The organism is Gordonia sputi NBRC 100414, assembly GCF_000248055.1.
In the GTDB taxonomy this organism is placed as follows: domain Bacteria; phylum Actinomycetota; class Actinomycetes; order Mycobacteriales; family Mycobacteriaceae; genus Gordonia; species Gordonia sputi.
Window position 1 is genome coordinate 25692 of sequence record NZ_BAFC01000051.1, and the last position, 18216, is coordinate 43907.

Here is an 18216-nt window from a genome sequence, read left to right on the forward strand (position 1 = left end):
CCCACTCGCCATGCCGCGCAGCGTCGACTGGGCGCTCGAGCACGCCGACTGGGCGCTCGAGCCTGCCGACTGGGTAGCGCGTCTAGGGGCGGGTGGCCGTCGCGTAGCCCGGCGGCAGGAAGTTGAAGAAGTCGCGCGTCACCGCGACTGCGTTGTTCGAGTCGGCGCCGCGGACGACGAGTGTCGCGAAGGCGAGGTCGCCGCGGTAGCCCGCGAACCAGGCGTGCGATCCACCGTCGAATTCGGCTTCACCGGTCTTGCCGTAGATCTCGCCCTGTTCGGCGATCGTCGTGCCCGTTCCCTCGGTGACCACCGCACGCATCATGGGGCGGAGCTTGTCCACGACGCCGGGTTCGAGGGCGGGCGTCGGTCCGGTCACCGTGGTGGGCTTGCCGAGGATGAGTTGCGGGACAGGACGTTTGCCGTCGTTGGCGACGGTCGCCGCCACCAGGCTCAGGCCCAGCGGGCTGACCAAGACCTTGCCCTGACCGAAGCCGTCCTCGCTACGGGCCACGAGCTCGTTGGCGATCGGGACAGACCCCGACACGGCGTCGAGGCCTGCAATCTTGTACTGCTCCCCCACGCCCATCGCCGCTGCCGTGTTGGCGAGGTCCGACGGCCCCATCATGCTGGCCAGATGGGCGAACGTCGTATTACACGACGCCGCAAACGCTTTCAGCATCGTCACGGTGCCGAGCGAGAATCTGTCGTAGTTCGGAATGGTTCGCGGGCCGATCTCGATCTCACCCGGGCACGGAACGAGCGAATCCGGTTGTGCCAGATTGCGTCTGATCGCCGTGGTCGCGGTGACCATCTTGAACGTCGAACCGGGCGGGTAGAGCCCGGTGGTGGCGATGGGTCCGCTCGTATCGGCGGCTTGGTTCTGCGCCACTCCGAGAATGCGTCCGGTCGACGGCTGAATCACGACCATCGCGATCTGAAAACGGTTGGTGGCGTTGACTGCCCGCTGTGCGGCGTCTTGGACGGCGCGCGACAGACTCAACGAGATCGACGGCGCCGGTGTGGCCGCGTGGTCGGTCAGGACGTCCGCGTCGAGTCCGTTGGGGTTGACCGTGACGACCCGCCAGCCGACGTTGCCGTCGACCTCGCTGTCGACGACCTTCTTGACCTGAGACAGCAGTGCGGGCGCGAAACCCGGGTCCTTGGAGACGAGCTCGGCCTGCTCATTGGTGACGACTCCGGGAATCGCCAATTGGTCACGGAGACGGTCGAACTGGGCTTGGTCGAGGCGCGTGATCGGGTACTCGCCGTCTGTGGCCGTCGAATCCTCGGCGATCTTCTGTGCATTGAGCGACATGCCCGTCGCGTTGAGCGCAGCGGTCAGCCGGGTCACCGAATCGGCGACGGACCCCTGCTCCGCAGCCTTCTTCGCGTCGAAGTTGACGCCGACGACCGTTCCGTTGACCATCACCTGCGAGCCATCGGCCTCGTTGACCGTCGCTCGCGGCGCCTCGACGATCCGCATCGACAAGCGTTGATTCGCACCGAGATCCGGGTGTACGTCGGTCGACGTCCAGCGGACCGACCAGCCGGAATCGCTCCGCCCCATCTTGACCGTGGCCGGATAGGTCCATTCGCGACCGCGCGGCAACTTCCAGCGATAGGTGACGTCGATGTCGGCGGTGTCGCCGTTGATGTCGGCACGACCGGCCTCCGCGGTCATCGAGGTGGCACCCAATCCCGACCATGCGCCCCCGAGTCCCTGCGCAGCCTGACCGGGATTGTCGGTCAGCGCCGCGGCGGCGTCGACATCTCGCTTGCCGAACTCCTCGAGAAAGTGCTGTGCCGCCTGACGCGGACCGTCGTCCGCCGAGGTACAGGCGGTGGCCCCGACGATGAGCGCAGCACTGATCGCCACGGGAATCAGGGAAGCGACGCGACGTCTCAAAAGCACCATCGGTAGCTGATGATAGGGCCGCGAGGACCACCCGCCGGGGAGGCTCGCCCTAGTCGACGAGGACGGTGGCGAACGTGCCGACCTCGGTGAATCCGATCCGCTGATAGACCGACCGTGCGGGAAGGTTGAAGCTGTTCACATACAGACTCGGGATCCGGCCCTGTGCCTGCACCGCCGCGGCGACCGCGGCAGTGCCACCCGCACCGAATCCCTGTCCGCGCCGCGTCGGATCGACCCAGACTCCCTGGATCTGGCCGACTCGGCGTGAGAGAGAACCGATCTCGGCTTTGAACACCACCGCGGAGCCGTCGAAACGTGCGAACACCCGCTGCGCCGAGATCAACGCGGCCAGACGTCGACGATACGACCGGCCACCATCCCCCGCGCAGGGGTCGACCCCGACCTCCCCGATAAACATTTCCACGGCAGCGGGAAGGTAGACGTCGAGATCGTCGAGGGTGACCAGGCGCACGCCCGGATCGGGTGCAACCAGCGGCGGACCCGACAGCGCGAGCAGCGGCTGCGCCGGTCGGACCTCGCGAGCGGGACCCCACGCAGAGCACAGCCGATCCCACATGGCGAGCACGTGTTCGGAGTCGCCGACGATCGACGAACAGACCCGCGAACTCGACAGGGCGCGCTCGGCAAAGTAGGTCATGTCGGCGCTCGTACCGAGCAGCGGGATGAGGTTGGCGCCCGAAAAGCACAGCGACGTGGCGGGATCGTCGGCGGTCCACAGTTCGCCGCCGAGGAGCCTCGGGTCGATACCGTGCGTCTCGAAGCGGGCAGCAACCATGCAACTGGCGACCGGATCGGCATTGAGGACGCGCGCCACCACGGGGGCGTCGCGTGCGCCGAGCGGTTTGTCGCCCAACAGCCTCAGCACGTCATTCCTCCATCGACCCGGGGGTTACGTTCCGACGACGTGCCGACCCGGTCGCCAATAGAGCAGGGCCAGCCGACTGTCGTCAGGAAACGGTCACGGTAGGTGATCCCACCGCACCCTCACCAGTTTCTCCCGATTCCTCTGCAATCCGCAGCGCTTCTTCGATCAGCGTCTCCACGATTTCGGCTTCGGGAACCGTTTTGATGACCTCGCCCTTGACGAAGATCTGGCCCTTGCCGTTGCCTGAGGCGACGCCGAGATCGGCTTCGCGGGCCTCGCCCGGACCGTTGACGACGCAGCCCATCACGGCCACGCGCAGCGGAACCTCCATACCCTCGAGCCCGGCGGTCACAGCCTCGGCCAACTTGTAGACGTCGACCTGCGCGCGGCCGCACGAGGGGCACGACACGATTTCGAGCTTGCGTGGGCGCAAATTGAGCGACTGCAGGATCGCGTCGCCCACCTTGATCTCCTCGGCGGGCGGTGCCGACAGCGATACCCGGATGGTGTCGCCGATGCCCTGGCTGAGCAGCGATCCGAACGCCACCGCCGACTTAATCGTCCCCTGGAATGCCGGACCCGCCTCGGTCACCCCGAGGTGCAGCGGATAGTCGCACTGCGCCGCGAGCTGCCGGTACGCCTCGACCATGATGACCGGGTCATTGTGCTTGACCGAGATCTTGATGTCGCCGAACCCGTGTTCCTCGAACAGTCCCGCCTCCCACAGCGCAGACTCGACCAACGCCTCGGGTGTCGCCTTGCCGTACTTCTGCATGATGCGCTTGTCCAGCGATCCCGCGTTCACACCGATCCGGATCGGGATACCCGCGTCGCCGGCCGCCTTCGCGACCTCTTTGACACGACCGTCGAACTCCTTGATGTTGCCGGGGTTCACACGGACCGCCGCGCACCCGGCGTCGATCGCAGCGAAGATGTACTTCGGCTGGAAGTGGATGTCGGCGATCACCGGGATCTTCGACTTCTTCGCGATGATCGGCAGCGCCTCGGCGTCCTCCTGCCGCGGACACGCCACACGGACGATGTCGCATCCCGACGCCGTCAGTTCGGCGATCTGCTGCAACGTCGCGTTGATGTCGTGCGTCTTGGTGGTGGTCATCGACTGCACCGACACCGGATAGTCGCTGCCGACGCCCACCGACCCGACGTGGATCTGACGGGTCTTGCGACGCGGCGCCAGTACCGGGGGCGGTCCCGCGGGCATACCGAGACCGATGGCGGTGGCCCCACCCGTGGCAGGTGCGTTCATCTCGTACTCCTCGAAGCGGATTCGGTTGTCTGCGCGGCCGTCGAATCGGGGCCGCTCGCGGCCGTCGCATCTGGGCTGACGGGGCCGCGCATCAGAAGATCTTGATCGGGTTGACGATGTCGGCGGTCAAGGTCAGGACCATGAACCCGGCCATCACGATGACCACCGCGTAAGTGATCGGCATCAGTTTGTAGTAGTCGACGACGCCCCCAGGCGCCCTGCCGAACCACCGGCGCACGGTATCGCGGCCCTTTTCGTAGCCGACGATCGCCATGTGCCCACCATCCAAGGGTAGTAGCGGGACCAAATTGAACAGCCCGAGGAACAGATTGACGCTGATCAGCAGTAGCAGGAAGACGCTCCACTGCCCGTGTTCGACGGTCTGCCCGCCCATCACCGATGCCCCGTAGACACTCACCGGGGAATCGGTTGCACGTTCACCGCCGGTCACCGCGGCCCACAGCCCGCTGACCTTCGACGGCAGCGAGACCAACGCCTTGAACGTCTCGACGAGCAGCTGGCCGGTGAACGAGAACGTCCCCGGTACCGCTGTCGCGACGTTGTAGTGGTTGACCGGCTCCGGAGGCGTATTGAGCTGCACACCGATGGCGCCGACGGTGATCGGCTCCAGCGACCCGTCGTCGGCCTTCTTCATCCGCTGCACCTGGGTGACGGGCACGTCGACCGTCACGGTCTGGCCATCACGTAGGACCTCGAGCTGTGCGGTGCCGGAGGTCTTCCACGTGGTCGTGATCAGGTCGGCGTTGTTGTCGACTCGATGCCCGTTGATCGCGACGACCTGATCGCCCGACCGGAGCCCTGCCTGCGCGGCGGGGCTGGGTCCCGAACAGGCCACCGGCTCGCCCTTGGCGTCGGTGCTCGGTGCCACGCACGTCGCTTTGTCGACGTAGACGGGTGCGTTGTTGGCGTCGGGACCGATCTTGGGCAGGCCGAACGCGACCGCCACGATGAACACGAGGACCAGGCCGAGGATGATGTTCTGCGCCGGACCCGCGAGCAACACCACGAACCGCTTCCACGGCTTCTGGCGGTACATGGCACGGTCGCGCTCGTCGTCGTCGAGCTTGTCGTAGGGAGTCATGCCCGCGATGTCGCAGAAACCGCCCGCGGGAATCAACTTGATGCCGTATTCGGTTTCGCCACGCTTGGTCGACCACAGCGTCGGGCCGAATCCGACGAAGTAGCGTCGGACCTTCATGCCCGTGGCCTGCGCGGCCCACATGTGACCGCATTCGTGCCAGGCGACCGACAACACCAGCGCAACCGCAAACAGCACGACGCCGATCGCGAAACTCACGTACTCAACTCCAATTCGACGTCCCCGCAGCAGGATCTACGGGCTGGTCTCCTTCTCACGCGGAAGCGTGTGCGACGAACTGCGCAGCGCGCTCTCGTGCCCATGCGTCGGCGGCAAGGATCTCCTCCACAGTACCCGGCTGCGCACGCCATTCATCTGCGACGGCGAGCACATCGGCGATGATCTCGACGATGCGCGGAAAGCTGATGCGTCCCGCGAAGAACCCGGCGGCGGCCGCTTCATTGGCGGCGTTGTACACCGCGGTGAGGCTTCCGCCCGCGCGCCCGGCCTCCCTGGCGAGCTCGATCGCGGGGAACACGGCGTTGTCGACCGGTTCGAACGTCCACGATGACGCCGTCGAGAAGTCACAGGGACTCGACGAGCCGGGAACACGGTCGGGCCAGCCGAGCGCCAGCGCGATCGGCAGCTTCATCGACGGCGGAGACGCCTTGGCGATGGTCGCGCCGTCGATGAAGGTCACCATCGAGTGCACGATCGACTGCGGGTGCACCGTGACGTCGATCCGGTCGTAGTCGACGTCGAACAGCAGGTGTGCCTCGATCACCTCGAGCGCCTTGTTGACCAGCGTCGCGGAGTTCAACGTGATGAGCGGACCCATCGACCAGGTCGGATGCTTACCGGCCTGCTCAGGCGTGACGTCGACGAGTTGCTCGCTGGTCCACCCACGGAAGGGCCCACCGGATGCGGTCAGCACCAGCCGCGACACCTCGTCGGCTGCCCCCGCTCGCAGACACTGTGCGATCGCCGAATGCTCGGAGTCGACGGGGACGATTTGCCCCGGGGATGCGGCGTCGAGAACCAGTGACCCGCCCGCGACAAGCGACTCCTTGTTCGCGAGCGCCAACCGAGCGCCGGACTCCAGCGTGGCGAGACTGGGCCGCAGCCCGATCGATCCGACGATCGCATTGAGCACGACGTCGGCGTCGACGCTCTCGACGAGCCTGCACATGGCCTCCGCCCCACCGAGGACGCCGTCGCCCAGTTCAGCTGCGAGCTTCTCCGCGGCGACCGGGTCGGCGACGGCGATCCGATCCGCTGTCAGGCCGGTCGAGCGCGCCTGCTCGGCCAGAAGGTCGAGGTTGCCGCCGCCTGCACCGAGACCGACCACCTCGAATCGGTCGGGATGCTCGGCGATCACCTCGAGGGCCTGAACCCCTATCGAGCCGGTCGAGCCGAGAATCAGTACGCGTGTGCTCACCGGACCATTGTCACTCACCGGGCAACTCAGGCAGGCGGGTGGACCTTTCGCCAGTGTTCGGCGATCTCGATGCGTCGAGGTATCCAGACGCCGTCGTGAGACTGCACGTGGTCGAGGAAACGCTCGAGCGCGGCCAACCGTGCCGGACGTCCGACGACCCGACAGTGCAGGCCTACCGACAACATCTTGGGTGATCCGTCGAGTCCCTCGCGATAGAGCACGTCGAAGGCGTCACGCAGCTGTGCGTAGAACTGCTCGCCGGAGGGAAAACCGCCGGGCGACGCGAACCGCATGTCGTTGGTGTCCATCGTGTAGGGCACGACGAGATGGTCGACGTCCTCGATCACACCAGCGGTGCGCCTGGGCACCTTGACCCAGTACGGCAGGTCGTCGGCGTAGCTGTCGGAGTCGTAGGCGAATCCCCCGTACTCGACGACCAGATCGCGCGTCTTCGGTGAGTCTCTGCCGGTGTACCAACCGAGCGGGCGCGACCCGGTGATCTCGGTCAGCAGCTCGATTGCCGCGCGCATGTGCTCGCGCTCGACGTGCTCGTCGACCATCTGGTAGTTCAGCCAGCGATACCCGTGACACGCGATCTCGTCGCCGCGCTCGACGAATGCCGCCGCGACCTCCGGATTGCGCGCCATCGCCTGTGCGACGGCGAAGATCGTCAGCGGCAATCCGCGTCGAGAAAACGTGCGCAGGATGCGCCACACCCCCGCGCGCGAGCCGTACTCGTAGAGCGACTCCATGCTCATGTGCCGATTGGGAAACGACTGCGCACCGACCATCTCGGAGAGAAAGGTCTCGCTGCCGCGGTCATTCTCGAGGACGTTGTTCTCGCTGCCCTCCTCGTAGTTGAGGACGAACTGCACCGCGATCTTCGCGTCGCCCGGCCACTGCGGATCGGGGGTGGTACGTCCGTACCCGATCATGTCGCGGGGGTAGTTCTCGGTGCGGTAGTCGGTCAGCGAGCGTGTCGTCGGGAGCATCCCGGCATTCTCTCCCAGATCGCGCGTGGCCGTGCGACGGGGCAACGACGCGGCCGCTATGCTCATCGTGAACTACTACTGATCGTCGTCGGACATCTGTAGTTGGGCAGAAGTGTCAGTTGTTTCGCAGTGAGGAGCCACCGTGGCAAGCACCGAGGTCGAGCACGAGCAGCACAAGCAGATCGACACCGGCTGGAAGCACGAGCCCGAGGATGCACCCTCGGCGCGGTTCGGCTGGCACGGCACCGCGACGAAGTCGATGTACGCCGCAGGCTGGTTCTGCGTCGCAGCGCTGCTGTTCATGCTGATCGGCAACCAGGTCGGCCACGTCGAGGACATCTACCTGATCGTCATCGCGGTCGCGCTCGCGTGCATCCTGCTCTACAAGATGTTCAAGAAGAAGAAGTGGAGCTGAGCGTCTAACCGCTCGTCTCCTCGGCAGCGAGTTGGCCGCACGCCGCGGCGATCTCCTGCCCACGTGTGTCGCGCACGGTGCACGAGACCCCCTGCGCGCGCACGCGTCGAACGAACTCCCGTTCGACGTCCTTCGGGCTCGCATCCCACTGCGAGCCGGGCGTCGGGTTGAGCGGGATCAGGTTCACGTGCACCAGCGACCCGAGTGCCTTGTGTAGCTTGCTGCCCAACATGTCGGCTCGCCACGGCTGATCGTTGACGTCGCGGATCAAGGCGTACTCGATCGAGACCCGACGGCCGGTGGTGTCGGCGTAATACCTGGCGGCGTCGAGAACTTCCTGCACCGACCAGCGATTGTTGACCGGCACAAGGGTGTCGCGCAGTTCGTCGTCCGGGGTGTGCAGAGACACCGCAAGCGTCACCGACAATCCCTCGTCGGCGAGGCGTCGAATCGCGGGCGCGAGGCCGACGGTCGACACGGTCACCGAGCGTGCAGAGATTCCAAGTCCCTCCGGACTCGGCGCGGTGATCTGTCGGACAGCGGAGACGACGCGCTTGTAGTTGGCCAGGGGCTCACCCATGCCCATGAAGACCACGTTCGAGAGCCTGCCTGCATCGCCGAACTCGCCGTCGCGCAACGCTCGCGCTGCCACCCGCACCTGATCGACGATCTCACCGGTCGACAGGTTGCGGTCGAGTCCGCCCTGCCCGGTCGCGCAGAACGGGCAGGCCATTCCGCATCCAGCCTGGCTGGAGATGCACAGGGTATTGCGATCGCTGTATCGCATCAGGACGCTCTCGAGCAGGGTGCCGTCGTGCAGGCGCCACAGGGTTTTGCGTGTGCTGCCGTCGTCGCAGGCGATATGACGAACAGGCGTGAGCAGCTGCGGAAACAGCGCCTCCGCGACAGCGGCGCGCGCAGAAGCCGGAAGATCGGTCATCTCCTCGACGTCGCCATTGAGCCGCGAGTAGTACTGCCGAGCCAACTGGTCTGCACGGAATTTCGGCAGGCCGAGATCAGTGATGACCGCGCGCCGACCGTCGACATCGAGATCAGCGAAGTGCGTCGGCGGAAGTCCCTTCTTGGGCGCGGTGAACACGAGCGGCAATGACGTCATGAATCCATTGTCGCATGTCATCATGGGTGTATGAACCACGGCGACAAGCGCAGGGCCAACCACGACGTGACCGAACCCGACGTGACGCCAACCGTCGACCCGACCGAGCATCAGGCTCTATTGGCCGAACGGCAGGAGTTGCGGACCAAAATCGAGAAGGTCGAGCACACGCGTACGCGCGCTGCCTTCACAGGCCTGGTAGTCGGGGCGATCATCACGATCCTGCTGCTGGTCTTCATCCTGCAGAACCTGGAATCGCAACGCATCGACATCCTGTTCTGGGAGGTCAACCTGCCTGTCGGCGTCAGCCTGCTGATCGCGGCGATCGCAGGCGCGTTGATCGTCGCGATGGCGGGAGGCGCGCGGATGTACCAGCTCAACCGGACGCTGAAGAAGGCCAAGGTCGCGACGGATCCGCCACCGGCGGCGTGAACCTCACGCACCCTCTGATCTCGGCGCGACGGCGTCGTCGAGGTGCCTGACGATCCGATGAATCGACGCGTCGCGTGTGAGCTTCTCGTCGAGCAGCGGATTGATGAGTCCTCGAAGTGCCGAGTACACCGACCACTGCCGGGGTGCGACGACCTGTCCCCTTCGTGAATGGATTGCGTCGACCAGGACTGTGGCGGCGTCGTCCGCTGTGATCCGACGATTCAGCGGCCACGGCAGTTGACCGCCGATCTCCTTTCCGATCGGGTCGTCGTCGAGCGTCGCCCGCGTCATATCGGTCTCGACGATGCCGAAGTACGCGATGCCCGCGGAGGCGCCGTACGCCGACAGTTCGATGCGCAACGCACGCCCGAGTTGTTCCACCCCCGATTTGGTGATCATGTATGCCGACCCTCCCATCCCGGGAGCGAAGGCCGCGCACGAGGCAATCAGCTGCATGTGTCCACGTGCGGCGATCACCGGCTCCATGCATGCGCGCACGGTGTTGAACACTCCGCGCAGGTTGACGTCGACGACGCGGTCGAAGGCTGCCGGGTCGACCCCGCGTAGCGTCGCCGTCGGTGGCGTGATACCTGCGTTGGCGACAACGTGGTCGAGACGGCCGAACCTGCCGACTGCCTTGTCGACGGCGGCGGCCATCGAATCCAATTGGCGCACATCAGCTTCCACCGCGTGGGCGGAGTCGTTGGGGAAACCGGTACTCGCGGATTCCAATGCGGCAGCGTCGACATCGGTCAGCACCACCTGCGCTCCGGAGTCGACGAGGCGGTGCGCGGTGCGCAAGCCGATGCCCTGTGCCGCACCGGTGACGAGCACCACCGAACCCCGAATGTCCGTGCAACTCATCCGAACACCGCCTCACGCGTCGGCGACGCCCCGTGTCGATGTGATACGCCCGTTCGGACGTCGAAGTCATCCCAGTTCACGTGTTTCATCGCCCGCCTGAAGGTGAAGACGTAACCCGGCCAGAACGTGAAGTTGCGCCCCGACGGACTGAGGTAGTAGCTCGAGCAGCCACCGGTGTTCCACACGGAGTCCTCGAGGCCTTTATCGACCTCGTTCACAAACCGGGCCTGGGCCGACTGTGTGACATCGAAACTGCGGATTCCCCTCCGGCGCATGGTCTTCAGAGCGTCGATCAGATAGTCGACCTGCGCTTCGATGGTGACCACCTGCGAGGTATAGACCACCGAGTTGGGTCCGAGGATCATGAAGAGATTCGGGAACCCCGCGACGCTCGTGCCGCGGTACGCCTTCATCTCGCCGTTGCCCCACACCTGCGACAGGCTGCGGCCGTCCGCACCGTGGATGCGCGAGAAGCCCTCCCCCGCCGCGAGTTTGAAGCCGGTACCGAGGAGGATGGTGTCGACCTCGTGGACGCGACCGTCGGCCGTCTCGATGCCCTCGGCCCGTACCCCGACTATCGCCTCGGAGACCACCGCAGCGTTCGGTGCGGTCAACGCCGGGTAGTACCTGTTGGAGAAGGTCGGTCGCTTGCACCCGAAGGAGTATGTCGGAGTCAACTCCGCCCGCAGCGTCTCGTCGGCCACCTGCCGACGCAGATGCCACCGGCCCAGTGCTGCAGCAGGTTTCAGTAGCGCAGGATAGCTCACCAGGCCGGGCACCATCATTTCCTGCACGAGCGAGCAGGCTCCGCGCAGTGCACGTTGGGTGGCCGGTACCCGCGCGAACATGGTCCGTACGCGCTGCGAAATCGGCCGATCCGGATGCGGGAGTATCCACGTGGGCGTGCGCTGGAACAGGGTCAGATGCGCTACCTGTGGCTGCATCTGAGGCACGAATTGCACCGCGGATGCGCCGGTTCCGATGACGGCCACCCGCTTGCCGGTCGGCGACCAGTCGTGATCCCACTGCGCGGAGTGGAAGACGTCGCCGTCGAAGTCGTCGAGTCCGGGAATGTCGGGACGGGACGGCTCGCTGAACGGACCCGTCGCGCCGACGAGGACATCAGCGGTGAACGACGATCCGTTGACCGTCAGTCGCCACACCTGCGCGAGGTCGTCCCACGACGCATCGGTGACGTCGTGACCGCACCGGATGTGGGGTGTGACGCCGAAGTCCGCGGCGCACCGGGCGATGTACGCCTGGATCTCACGCTGCAACGGATACAGGCGCGTCCAGTCCGGGTTGGGTGCGAACGAGAACGAGTACAGAACCGACGGGATGTCGCACTGCGCACCGGGATACGTGTTGACCTCCCAGGTTCCACCGACGGCTGCGGCGCGCTCGAACACGACGAGGTCGTCGAATCCGTTCTGCAAGCATCGAATCGCGGCGCCGATGCCGCCGAATCCCGCGCCGATGATCGCCACGCGGAAGTGCCGCCTGGCCGGATCGTGTTGGGTTGGGGCTTGCCGGCCTGAATCGTGGTGGACAGGCTGTTGTCGGGCTGAATCGTGCACTGTGTGGTTCCTCCTAGAGGTCGACGACAACGTGGTCGTCTGCTGCGCGCGAGACGCAGATCATCATCGAATCGTCGCGTTCGTCACCGATCAGCACGCGGTCGTGGTGCTCGACGGCACCGGCGAGCACCCGCACGCGACACGCCCCGCAGAAGCCCTGCTGGCATGAGTAGCGCACGTCGGGTCGCACACGGCGGATCGCCGCGAGGGCGCTCTCGTCTGCGGCCACACCGACCGAGCCGCCCGAGGCGAAGTCGATCCGGAACGGCCAGCCGTCGACAACCGGTGGCGGACTGAACCTTTCGCTGTGTAGCTCACGTCCGGGGGCGTGCTCCACCACGAGGCGTCGCGCCGCGGCGAGCATGCTCGACGGTCCGCACAGGTAGATCGGCGCGGTGTCGCTGCCGCTCCCGATGCCCACGCCGAGGAGGTCGGCCATGTCGGGCGGGCCGTCGACGTCGTCGGCGTGAATACGCACCCGGTCGCGATCGAGCGCGAGCAGCTCGTTGAGGAACGGCATCGTCGCCCGCGACCTGCCCGTGTAGACGAGGTGCCAGTCGAGGCCGCGCGCGTGTGCTTCGCGGACCATCGCGAGGATCGGGGTGATGCCGATCCCGCCCGCAACGAAGAGACACTGTGCGGTGGCGGCGAAGTTGAATGCGTTGCGCGGTCCCCGGATTCGTAACTGATCGTCAGCTCGCAGCACGTGCATCTCCGCCGAGCCGACTCCATCGGGTATGCGCCGCACCGCGATTCGATAGGTGTTGGTGTCGGCGGGATCGCCGGTGAGCGAGTAGTGGCGTTGACGGTCGGACGGGGTGAACACGTCGATGTGTGCGCCGGGGCTCCACATGGGCAGGGCTGATCGGTCAGGTCGGGCGAGCGTGATGAGTCGCACCCCGTCGACCGCCTCGACACTCTCGACCACGTCGAGTCGCATGTCGAATCCGACCCGCCGCACCGGATTGGGACGCGAGAGTCGGTCGGCGAGACGCGCCTGCGCGAACACACGAGAATAGCCCCGCGCCAACCGGTGGATCTCACGCAGGACCGGCGTCGGATTGTCTACGTCTGTGGTGGGTGGCGGAAGATAGTTCACTGCTCCGCCGCCCGCGCCGCAGGTGAGATCGCCAGGTAGCGAACGGCTTTGTCGATATCGCCCATGCTCGACGGATGGAACCCCGGGCGGAGGTACAGGTAGATCTGCTCGAACAGGAACGAGATTCCGGGAATCATGTGCCGACGTGCCGCAAGCGCGAATGCCACGGGCCACGGACGGCGTCGAGCAATGGTCGCGTCGTTGCGGTAGAGGTACGCCGCAGTCGAAAACCACAGTGCGGCAAGCCCTGTCGAGGCGATCAGCGCGGTGCGAGCACGACGGAAGTAGCCGCCGTCGACGTACTGGAATGCATCGAACGCGACGTTTCGATGCTCGAGTTCTTCCGCACCGTGCCACCGGAGTAGATCGAGCATGGTTGGGTCGACGCCGACGTCGTCGAAGGCCGTGTTGTCGAGCAGCCACTCACCCACCACCGCGGTGAAATGCTCTGCTGCCGCGTAGATTCCGAGACGCTCCGACAGCCACGCCCTGCTCGCGCGGCCGTCGGTGATCCCGTGATCGCCGAAGATCTTCTCGACCGCGAACTCGATGCGTGCCATGACCGGCCCGATCTCGACCCCGTTGGCGATCAGGTACTTTCGGAACCCCTCGTGCGACGACGCGTGCGTGGCCTCCTGACCGACGAATCCGACGACCTCCTCCCGTAGTCGAGGGTCGTCGATCAACACAAGTGCCTGCGCGAACACGTCGGCCATGGCCCGTTCACCCTCGGGCAGGGCCAGGTGCATGACGTTCCAGAAGTGCGTCGCGTACGGCTCGCCGGGTATGTACTCCAGTGGCACTCCGCTCCAGTCGAACCGAACGGGACGTGCGTTGATCGCCAACGCTTCCTCGTCGTACTCGTGTGTGCGCGCCCGGTGTGCCTGCTCCTGCGCCTGCTCCTGTGGCTGTGCGTGCGTCACGGCCCCTCCTCGTCGTGCCAACTCGGGGCGACGCCTGCGTGAGTCACGTCACCTCCCTGACGCGAACAGTGAAACACATTTTGATTCAGTGTTTCAATAGCCAAATGTCGTTTACGCTGACACCATGTCCGTGTTCGGTCTGTTCGCCGCGGGGGCGGGCGTCGACGCCGCATCCGACCCGATCCTCGACGCCGCGCTCGACGTCTTCGCCGATATCGGCATCCGTCGTGCAACGGTTGACGACATCGCCAAGCGAGCGGGTGTCGGACGTGTCACCGTCTACCGCCGGATCGGCGGGCGCAACGAGGTCCTGACCGCGGTCCTGATCCGCGAGGCGACGCGCCTGTTCGCCGACGTACGCGCCGCAGCCGACGCAGCGGATACCTACGCCGACAGGGTGGTCACCGCATTCGCCACCACGGTGACGACCGTACGGGGCAACCCGGTGTGGAATCGGCTCCTCGAACTCGAGCCCGCGTCGGTGCTCGAACAGTTGACGCTCAACGGATCGTTCATCCTCGCGGCCGCCGTGGAGGCAACCGCCGACATCCTGCGCACCCCTGACGTCGCGCTCGACGACGACGAGTTGGCGTCACGCGCGGAGATCCTGGTGCGCATCACACATTCCATCCTGCTGACGCCCGAGGTGCGCGTGCCGCTGGCGAACTACGACGACGTCGAGAAATTCGCGCGCGACCACCTACTCGCGATCGCCGGCCCGGGCTGAAAGGCCCCCATGGGACCACTGACACGACGTCGCGGCGAAGGCGGTCAGAGCAGTGCGGTGAGCACGCACCACACGATGAATGCCGAGGGAAGCAGCGAGTCGAGGCGATCCATGATCCCGCCGTGACCCGGCAACAGCGTGCCCATGTCCTTGATGCCGAGGTCGCGTTTGATCTGGGACTCGACGAGATCGCCGAGCGTCGCGCAGACCACGAGAACAGGCCCGAGGATCAGTCCGATCCACCACTGGCTGTCGAGCAGCCCCACCACACAGCCGATCGCACCCGCAGTGCCCACAACCAGCGAACCCCCGAGGCCCTCCCACGACTTCTTCGGGCTGATTGCCGGTGCCATGGGATGCTTGCCGAAGAGCACGCCGGCCGCGTAACCGCCGACGTCGGAGCAGACCACGACAACCATCAGGGTGGCGACGCGAGCGGCGCCGTGGTCCTGGACGACCATCATCGCGCCGAACGACGCCAGCAGAGGTAGCCAGGCGAGCACCAGCACGCTCACCGACAGGTTCTTCAGATAGTTCACCGGCGCGTGATTGATGCCCTGCGCCAACAACATCCACACCATCAGCACCAGGAGCGTGCCCACGAACGCCACCAGGACGCCGGTCGTCCCCCACGGCCAGCTCGACCAGATGATCGCCTGCCCGCCGACGAGCAGCGGCGGCAACGCAACGTCGTAACCGCCGTCACGCAGGCGCTTGGCCACCTCCCACGTCGCGATCGCGAACGCCACCGCGACGACGACATACCAGAGTTTCGGCGCGAACAGCAGGATCAGAATGATCCCGATACCAAGGGAAAACCCAACCCCGAGGGCTGCCGGGAGATCACGCCCCGCGCGCGACTTCTTCGGCTCCGCCTCGGTCGTCGTCTCCTCCGCCTTGGCCGTACTGCCGTCGTCGTCGTGATTCGTCGCTGAATCGTCGGACATGGGATGTGTCGGCTCCTCGGTCACACCTCGAGCAATTCGGATTCCTTGTGCTTGACCAGCTCGTCGACCTGGTGCACATAGCCTGCGGTCGTCTTGTCGAGCTCCTTCTCGGCGCGCGACACCTCGTCCTCGCCCGCCTCGCCGTCTTTCTGGATGCGCTTGAGCTCGTCGACGGTTTTGCGGCGGATGTTGCGGATCGCGACCTTGGCGTCCTCGCCCTTGCCCTTCGCCTGCTTCACGAGCTCCTTGCGGCGGTCCTCGGTGAGCTGCGGAATGGCGACGCGGATCAGGTTTCCGTCGTTGGTCGGGTTCACGCCGAGGTCGGAATTGCGGATCGCGGTCTCGATGTCACGCAGACTCGACGGCTCGTACGGCTTGATGACGACCAATCGGGCTTCCGGCGTCGTGATCGACGCGACCTGGGTGACGGGGGTCAAAGCGCCGTAGTACTCGATGTGGATCTTGTTGAACATCGAGGGATTCGCGCGACCGGTCCGAATGGACCCCATGTCCTCGCGCGCCACGCCGACAGCCTTCTCCATCTTCTCCTCGGCGTCGAACAATGCGTCGTCAATCATGTCGATTCCTGGTCCTCGTCGTTGTTGCCGGTTCTCGTCCGTACCGCGCTCGCCGCGTCGGGGGTTGGCCCCGTCGGCCTATGTGCTGACCAGTGTGCCAATACGCTCGCCGGCCACCGCACGCGCGATGTTTCCCTTCTCCAAGAGATTGAACACGAGCATCGGCATCTTGTTGTCCATACAGAGACTGAACGCGGTCGCGTCGGCGACCTTGAGCTCCTTGTCGAGTACCTCGCGGTGGGTGACCTCGCGATACAGCGTCGCGTCGGGGTTGGTGCGCGGGTCGTCGCTGTACACGCCGTCGACAGCCTTCGCCATGAGCACGACCTCTGCCTTGATCTCCAGCGCACGCTGAGCAGCGGTCGTGTCCGTCGAGAAGTACGGCATACCCATGCCGGCACCGAAGATCACGACGCGACCCTTTTCGAGGTGGCGCTGGGCACGCAGCGGGAGGTAGGGCTCAGCGACCTGGCCCATCGTGATCGCCGTCTGCACGCGGGTGCTGATCCCGCGCTTCTCCAGGAAGTCCTGAAGCGCGAGGCAGTTCATCACCGTACCCAACATGCCCATGTAGTCGGATCGGGCACGGTCGAGGCCGCGTTGCTGGAGTTCGGCACCTCGGAAGAAGTTGCCTCCGCCGATGACGACTGCGACCTGGACGCCCGAAGTGACCACCTCGGCGATCTGATCTGCGACGGTGCTCAGCACGTCGGGATCGAGACCGACCTGACCACCCCCGAACATCTCGCCGCCGAGCTTCAGCAGTACGCGGTGGTAGCCCGGTCGTGCGGATTCCTGGGACTCGGGGGTTTCGCTCATCAACATCCTCAACTCGTCGGTTCGCCTCGTCCATCTTATGGGGACGTCGCGGTCCTCGTGATCGCGGTCGCCGATCGGCACTCCGGTCGAGCGCGACTCGGACCCTGCCGACGCGGGCACGACAGGTCAACACAGAGTGACGTGGAGGTGAACGAGCAGCTCAGCGCCGATGAGCGGCCGCGAACAGGCTCCGCAACGCAGGCCTGTCGTCGAGGACCGGATACGACCGACGTGGACTGTGCACACCGTCGCCCTCCATCACGAACGCGACAAGTGGGCTCCCGGAATCCGCGATACCCACTCGCGACAGGAATGCTGCGACGATCTGACGGGACATCGGCCCCAGTTCGTGAAGGGGACGATTGCGATGTATCCGCAGCCCGAGGTTGACCTGACCGATGGCATCGATGCCGTGGCGGGCAAGGGTGTCGAGCACGATTCCGATCTCGACTCCGTAACCGGGGGCGAACGGGATGGAGGTCAGCAGTTCTCGTGTCGCGGCGTACTCACCCGCGAGCGGCTGTATCAACCCGCACAGTTGCGGACACAATGCCGCGATCAGCGGCCGCACGGTGAGCTCGGTGACCCGTCCCCCGCCCGACGGATCGACCCCGTCGACGCCCATGAGGGGACGCCGGTAGTAGCCCTTCACCAGCTGCAGGTCGGGCGTGGTGAGGAGCGGTCCGACCAGCTTGGGCACATACGTCGGATCCGGGTCGACGAGGTCGCTGTCGACGAACGCGACGAGGTCGCCGGTCGTCGTCGCCAACGAACGCCACAGCACCTCACCCTTCCCGTCGGCAACCGGGATGCCCTCGAGTGCGGACTCCCGCGTCTCCACCCTTGCTCCGGCCGCACGCGCGACCTCGATCGTCGAATCGGTGGACCCGGAGTCGACCACCACGAGTTCGTCGACCAACGTGCCGACCAGCGGCAGGATGGCTTCGACGACGCTGCCGACCGTCCGTTCTTCGTTGAGGGCAGGCAGGACGACGGAGATCGTCCGCCCGGCTTTCGCTTCGACGAGTTCCTCGACCGAGAAATCAGGACGTTCCCACGTGTTGGACTCCAGCCAGGTGGCCGACCCCTCCGACGTCGAAATCGTCATCGACGACGCA

18 protein-coding genes are annotated in these 18216 nt (G+C 65.7%); 3 read left to right on the plus strand and 15 right to left on the minus strand.

The genetic code is table 11. The features are described 5' to 3' along the window. Positions 1 to 82: 82 nt before the first annotated feature. The 6 genes from GOSPT_RS07950 to puuE all read right to left on the minus strand — a co-directional run bounded on the left by GOSPT_RS07950 (position 83) and on the right by puuE (position 7600). Positions 83 to 1918 carry a penicillin-binding transpeptidase domain-containing protein gene (locus tag GOSPT_RS07950; protein WP_039855176.1) on the minus strand — a complete coding sequence of 612 codons (1836 nt, stop codon included), beginning with the start codon at positions 1916 to 1918 and terminating at the stop codon, positions 83 to 85. A gap of 49 nt (positions 1919 to 1967) precedes the next feature. After that, entirely contained in the window at positions 1968 to 2804 is an 837-nt protein-coding gene (locus tag GOSPT_RS07955; RefSeq protein ID WP_005204938.1) for a GNAT family N-acetyltransferase, read from the minus strand. An 82-nt stretch (positions 2805 to 2886) separates the two neighbouring features. Further along, positions 2887 to 4071, minus strand: coding sequence for a flavodoxin-dependent (E)-4-hydroxy-3-methylbut-2-enyl-diphosphate synthase (gene ispG / locus GOSPT_RS07960; RefSeq protein ID WP_005204939.1), 1185 nt, complete (start codon positions 4069 to 4071; stop codon positions 2887 to 2889). Between the two features lie 91 nt (positions 4072 to 4162). Continuing rightward, entirely contained in the window at positions 4163 to 5389 is a 1227-nt protein-coding gene (locus GOSPT_RS07965) for a M50 family metallopeptidase (RefSeq protein WP_005204941.1), read from the minus strand. A gap of 55 nt (positions 5390 to 5444) precedes the next feature. Next, positions 5445 to 6608 (minus strand): 1-deoxy-D-xylulose-5-phosphate reductoisomerase, encoded by a 1164-nt coding sequence (dxr, locus tag GOSPT_RS07970; RefSeq protein WP_039855205.1) that lies wholly within the window; start codon positions 6606 to 6608, stop codon positions 5445 to 5447. Between the two features lie 26 nt (positions 6609 to 6634). Then, positions 6635 to 7600 carry an allantoinase PuuE gene (gene puuE, locus GOSPT_RS07975; protein WP_005204947.1) on the minus strand — a complete coding sequence of 322 codons (966 nt, stop codon included), beginning with the start codon at positions 7598 to 7600 and terminating at the stop codon, positions 6635 to 6637. Between the two features lie 142 nt (positions 7601 to 7742). Between puuE and GOSPT_RS07980 the strand changes: the two genes are divergently transcribed. After that, positions 7743 to 8015, plus strand: a complete 273-nt coding sequence (locus GOSPT_RS07980) for a DUF2631 domain-containing protein (protein ID WP_005204949.1) — start codon at positions 7743 to 7745, stop codon at positions 8013 to 8015. A gap of 4 nt (positions 8016 to 8019) precedes the next feature. Here GOSPT_RS07980 and rlmN read toward each other — a convergent pair whose 3' ends face one another. Continuing rightward, positions 8020 to 9132 (minus strand): dual-specificity RNA methyltransferase RlmN, encoded by a 1113-nt coding sequence (gene rlmN / locus GOSPT_RS07985; protein ID WP_005204951.1) that lies wholly within the window; start codon positions 9130 to 9132, stop codon positions 8020 to 8022. A gap of 30 nt (positions 9133 to 9162) precedes the next feature. On the opposite strand from rlmN, the gene GOSPT_RS07990 reads away from it, so the two are divergent. Continuing rightward, positions 9163 to 9564 (plus strand): LapA family protein, encoded by a 402-nt coding sequence (locus GOSPT_RS07990; protein ID WP_005204954.1) that lies wholly within the window; start codon positions 9163 to 9165, stop codon positions 9562 to 9564. Between the two features lie 3 nt (positions 9565 to 9567). On the opposite strand, the gene GOSPT_RS07995 is transcribed toward GOSPT_RS07990, so the two are convergent. The 4 genes from GOSPT_RS07995 to GOSPT_RS08010 form a co-directional block, all read right to left on the minus strand. Then, positions 9568 to 10428 (minus strand): short-chain dehydrogenase/reductase, encoded by an 861-nt coding sequence (locus tag GOSPT_RS07995; protein ID WP_005204957.1) that lies wholly within the window; start codon positions 10426 to 10428, stop codon positions 9568 to 9570. Further along, positions 10425 to 11915: a flavin-containing monooxygenase gene (locus tag GOSPT_RS08000; RefSeq protein WP_005204959.1), complete on the minus strand. Its 1491-nt coding sequence runs from the start codon at positions 11913 to 11915 to the stop codon at positions 10425 to 10427. Before GOSPT_RS08000 ends, GOSPT_RS07995 begins: the two co-directional genes overlap by 4 nt. A gap of 103 nt (positions 11916 to 12018) precedes the next feature. Continuing rightward, positions 12019 to 13104 carry a PDR/VanB family oxidoreductase gene (locus GOSPT_RS08005; RefSeq protein WP_005204961.1) on the minus strand — a complete coding sequence of 362 codons (1086 nt, stop codon included), beginning with the start codon at positions 13102 to 13104 and terminating at the stop codon, positions 12019 to 12021. Then, entirely contained in the window at positions 13101 to 14027 is a 927-nt protein-coding gene (locus tag GOSPT_RS08010) for a metal-dependent hydrolase (protein WP_005204964.1), read from the minus strand. The genes GOSPT_RS08005 and GOSPT_RS08010 overlap by 4 nt, the downstream gene beginning before the upstream one ends. 124 nt (positions 14028 to 14151) lie before the next feature. Here GOSPT_RS08010 and GOSPT_RS08015 point away from each other — a divergent pair, with 124 nt between their 5' ends. After that, complete coding sequence (locus tag GOSPT_RS08015) at positions 14152 to 14754, plus strand: helix-turn-helix domain-containing protein (protein ID WP_005204965.1); 603 nt, start codon at positions 14152 to 14154, stop codon at positions 14752 to 14754. 44 nt (positions 14755 to 14798) lie between these two features. On the opposite strand, the gene GOSPT_RS08020 is transcribed toward GOSPT_RS08015, so the two are convergent. The 4 genes from GOSPT_RS08020 to GOSPT_RS08035 form a co-directional block, all read right to left on the minus strand. Next, positions 14799 to 15701 (minus strand): phosphatidate cytidylyltransferase, encoded by a 903-nt coding sequence (locus GOSPT_RS08020; RefSeq protein ID WP_005204966.1) that lies wholly within the window; start codon positions 15699 to 15701, stop codon positions 14799 to 14801. Positions 15702 to 15721: 20 nt separating this feature from the next. Next, a complete protein-coding gene (gene frr, locus GOSPT_RS08025; protein WP_005204967.1) occupies positions 15722 to 16279 on the minus strand; it encodes a ribosome recycling factor in 558 nt (185 codons plus the stop codon). A 78-nt stretch (positions 16280 to 16357) separates the two neighbouring features. Further along, positions 16358 to 17098 (minus strand): UMP kinase, encoded by a 741-nt coding sequence (gene pyrH / locus GOSPT_RS08030; protein ID WP_005204968.1) that lies wholly within the window; start codon positions 17096 to 17098, stop codon positions 16358 to 16360. A 160-nt stretch (positions 17099 to 17258) separates the two neighbouring features. Then, positions 17259 to 18206 carry a glucosyl-3-phosphoglycerate synthase gene (locus tag GOSPT_RS08035; protein WP_039855207.1) on the minus strand — a complete coding sequence of 316 codons (948 nt, stop codon included), beginning with the start codon at positions 18204 to 18206 and terminating at the stop codon, positions 17259 to 17261. Positions 18207 to 18216 lie beyond the last annotated feature (10 nt).

Bases quoted from the DNA above. Each gene is read 5' to 3' on its own strand.
- ispG (WP_005204939.1), bottom strand. From the start codon at position 4,071: ATGAACGCACCTGCCACGGGTGGGGCCACCGCCATCGGTCTCGGTATG.
- rlmN (WP_005204951.1), bottom strand. From the start codon at position 9,132: ATGACGTCATTGCCGCTCGTGTTCACCGCGCCCAAGAAGGGACTTCCG.
- GOSPT_RS07995 (WP_005204957.1), bottom strand. From the start codon at position 10,428: ATGAGTTGCACGGACATTCGGGGTTCGGTGGTGCTCGTCACCGGTGCG.
- GOSPT_RS08020 (WP_005204966.1), bottom strand. From the start codon at position 15,701: ATGTCCGACGATTCAGCGACGAATCACGACGACGACGGCAGTACGGCC.
- puuE (WP_005204947.1), bottom strand. From the start codon at position 7,600: ATGCTCCCGACGACACGCTCGCTGACCGACTACCGCACCGAGAACTAC.
- GOSPT_RS07950 (WP_039855176.1), bottom strand. From the start codon at position 1,918: ATGGTGCTTTTGAGACGTCGCGTCGCTTCCCTGATTCCCGTGGCGATC.
- GOSPT_RS08035 (WP_039855207.1), bottom strand. From the start codon at position 18,206: ATGACGATTTCGACGTCGGAGGGGTCGGCCACCTGGCTGGAGTCCAAC.
- frr (WP_005204967.1), bottom strand. From the start codon at position 16,279: ATGATTGACGACGCATTGTTCGACGCCGAGGAGAAGATGGAGAAGGCT.
- GOSPT_RS07990 (WP_005204954.1), top strand. From the start codon at position 9,163: ATGAACCACGGCGACAAGCGCAGGGCCAACCACGACGTGACCGAACCC.
- pyrH (WP_005204968.1), bottom strand. From the start codon at position 17,098: ATGAGCGAAACCCCCGAGTCCCAGGAATCCGCACGACCGGGCTACCAC.
- GOSPT_RS08015 (WP_005204965.1), top strand. From the start codon at position 14,152: ATGTCCGTGTTCGGTCTGTTCGCCGCGGGGGCGGGCGTCGACGCCGCA.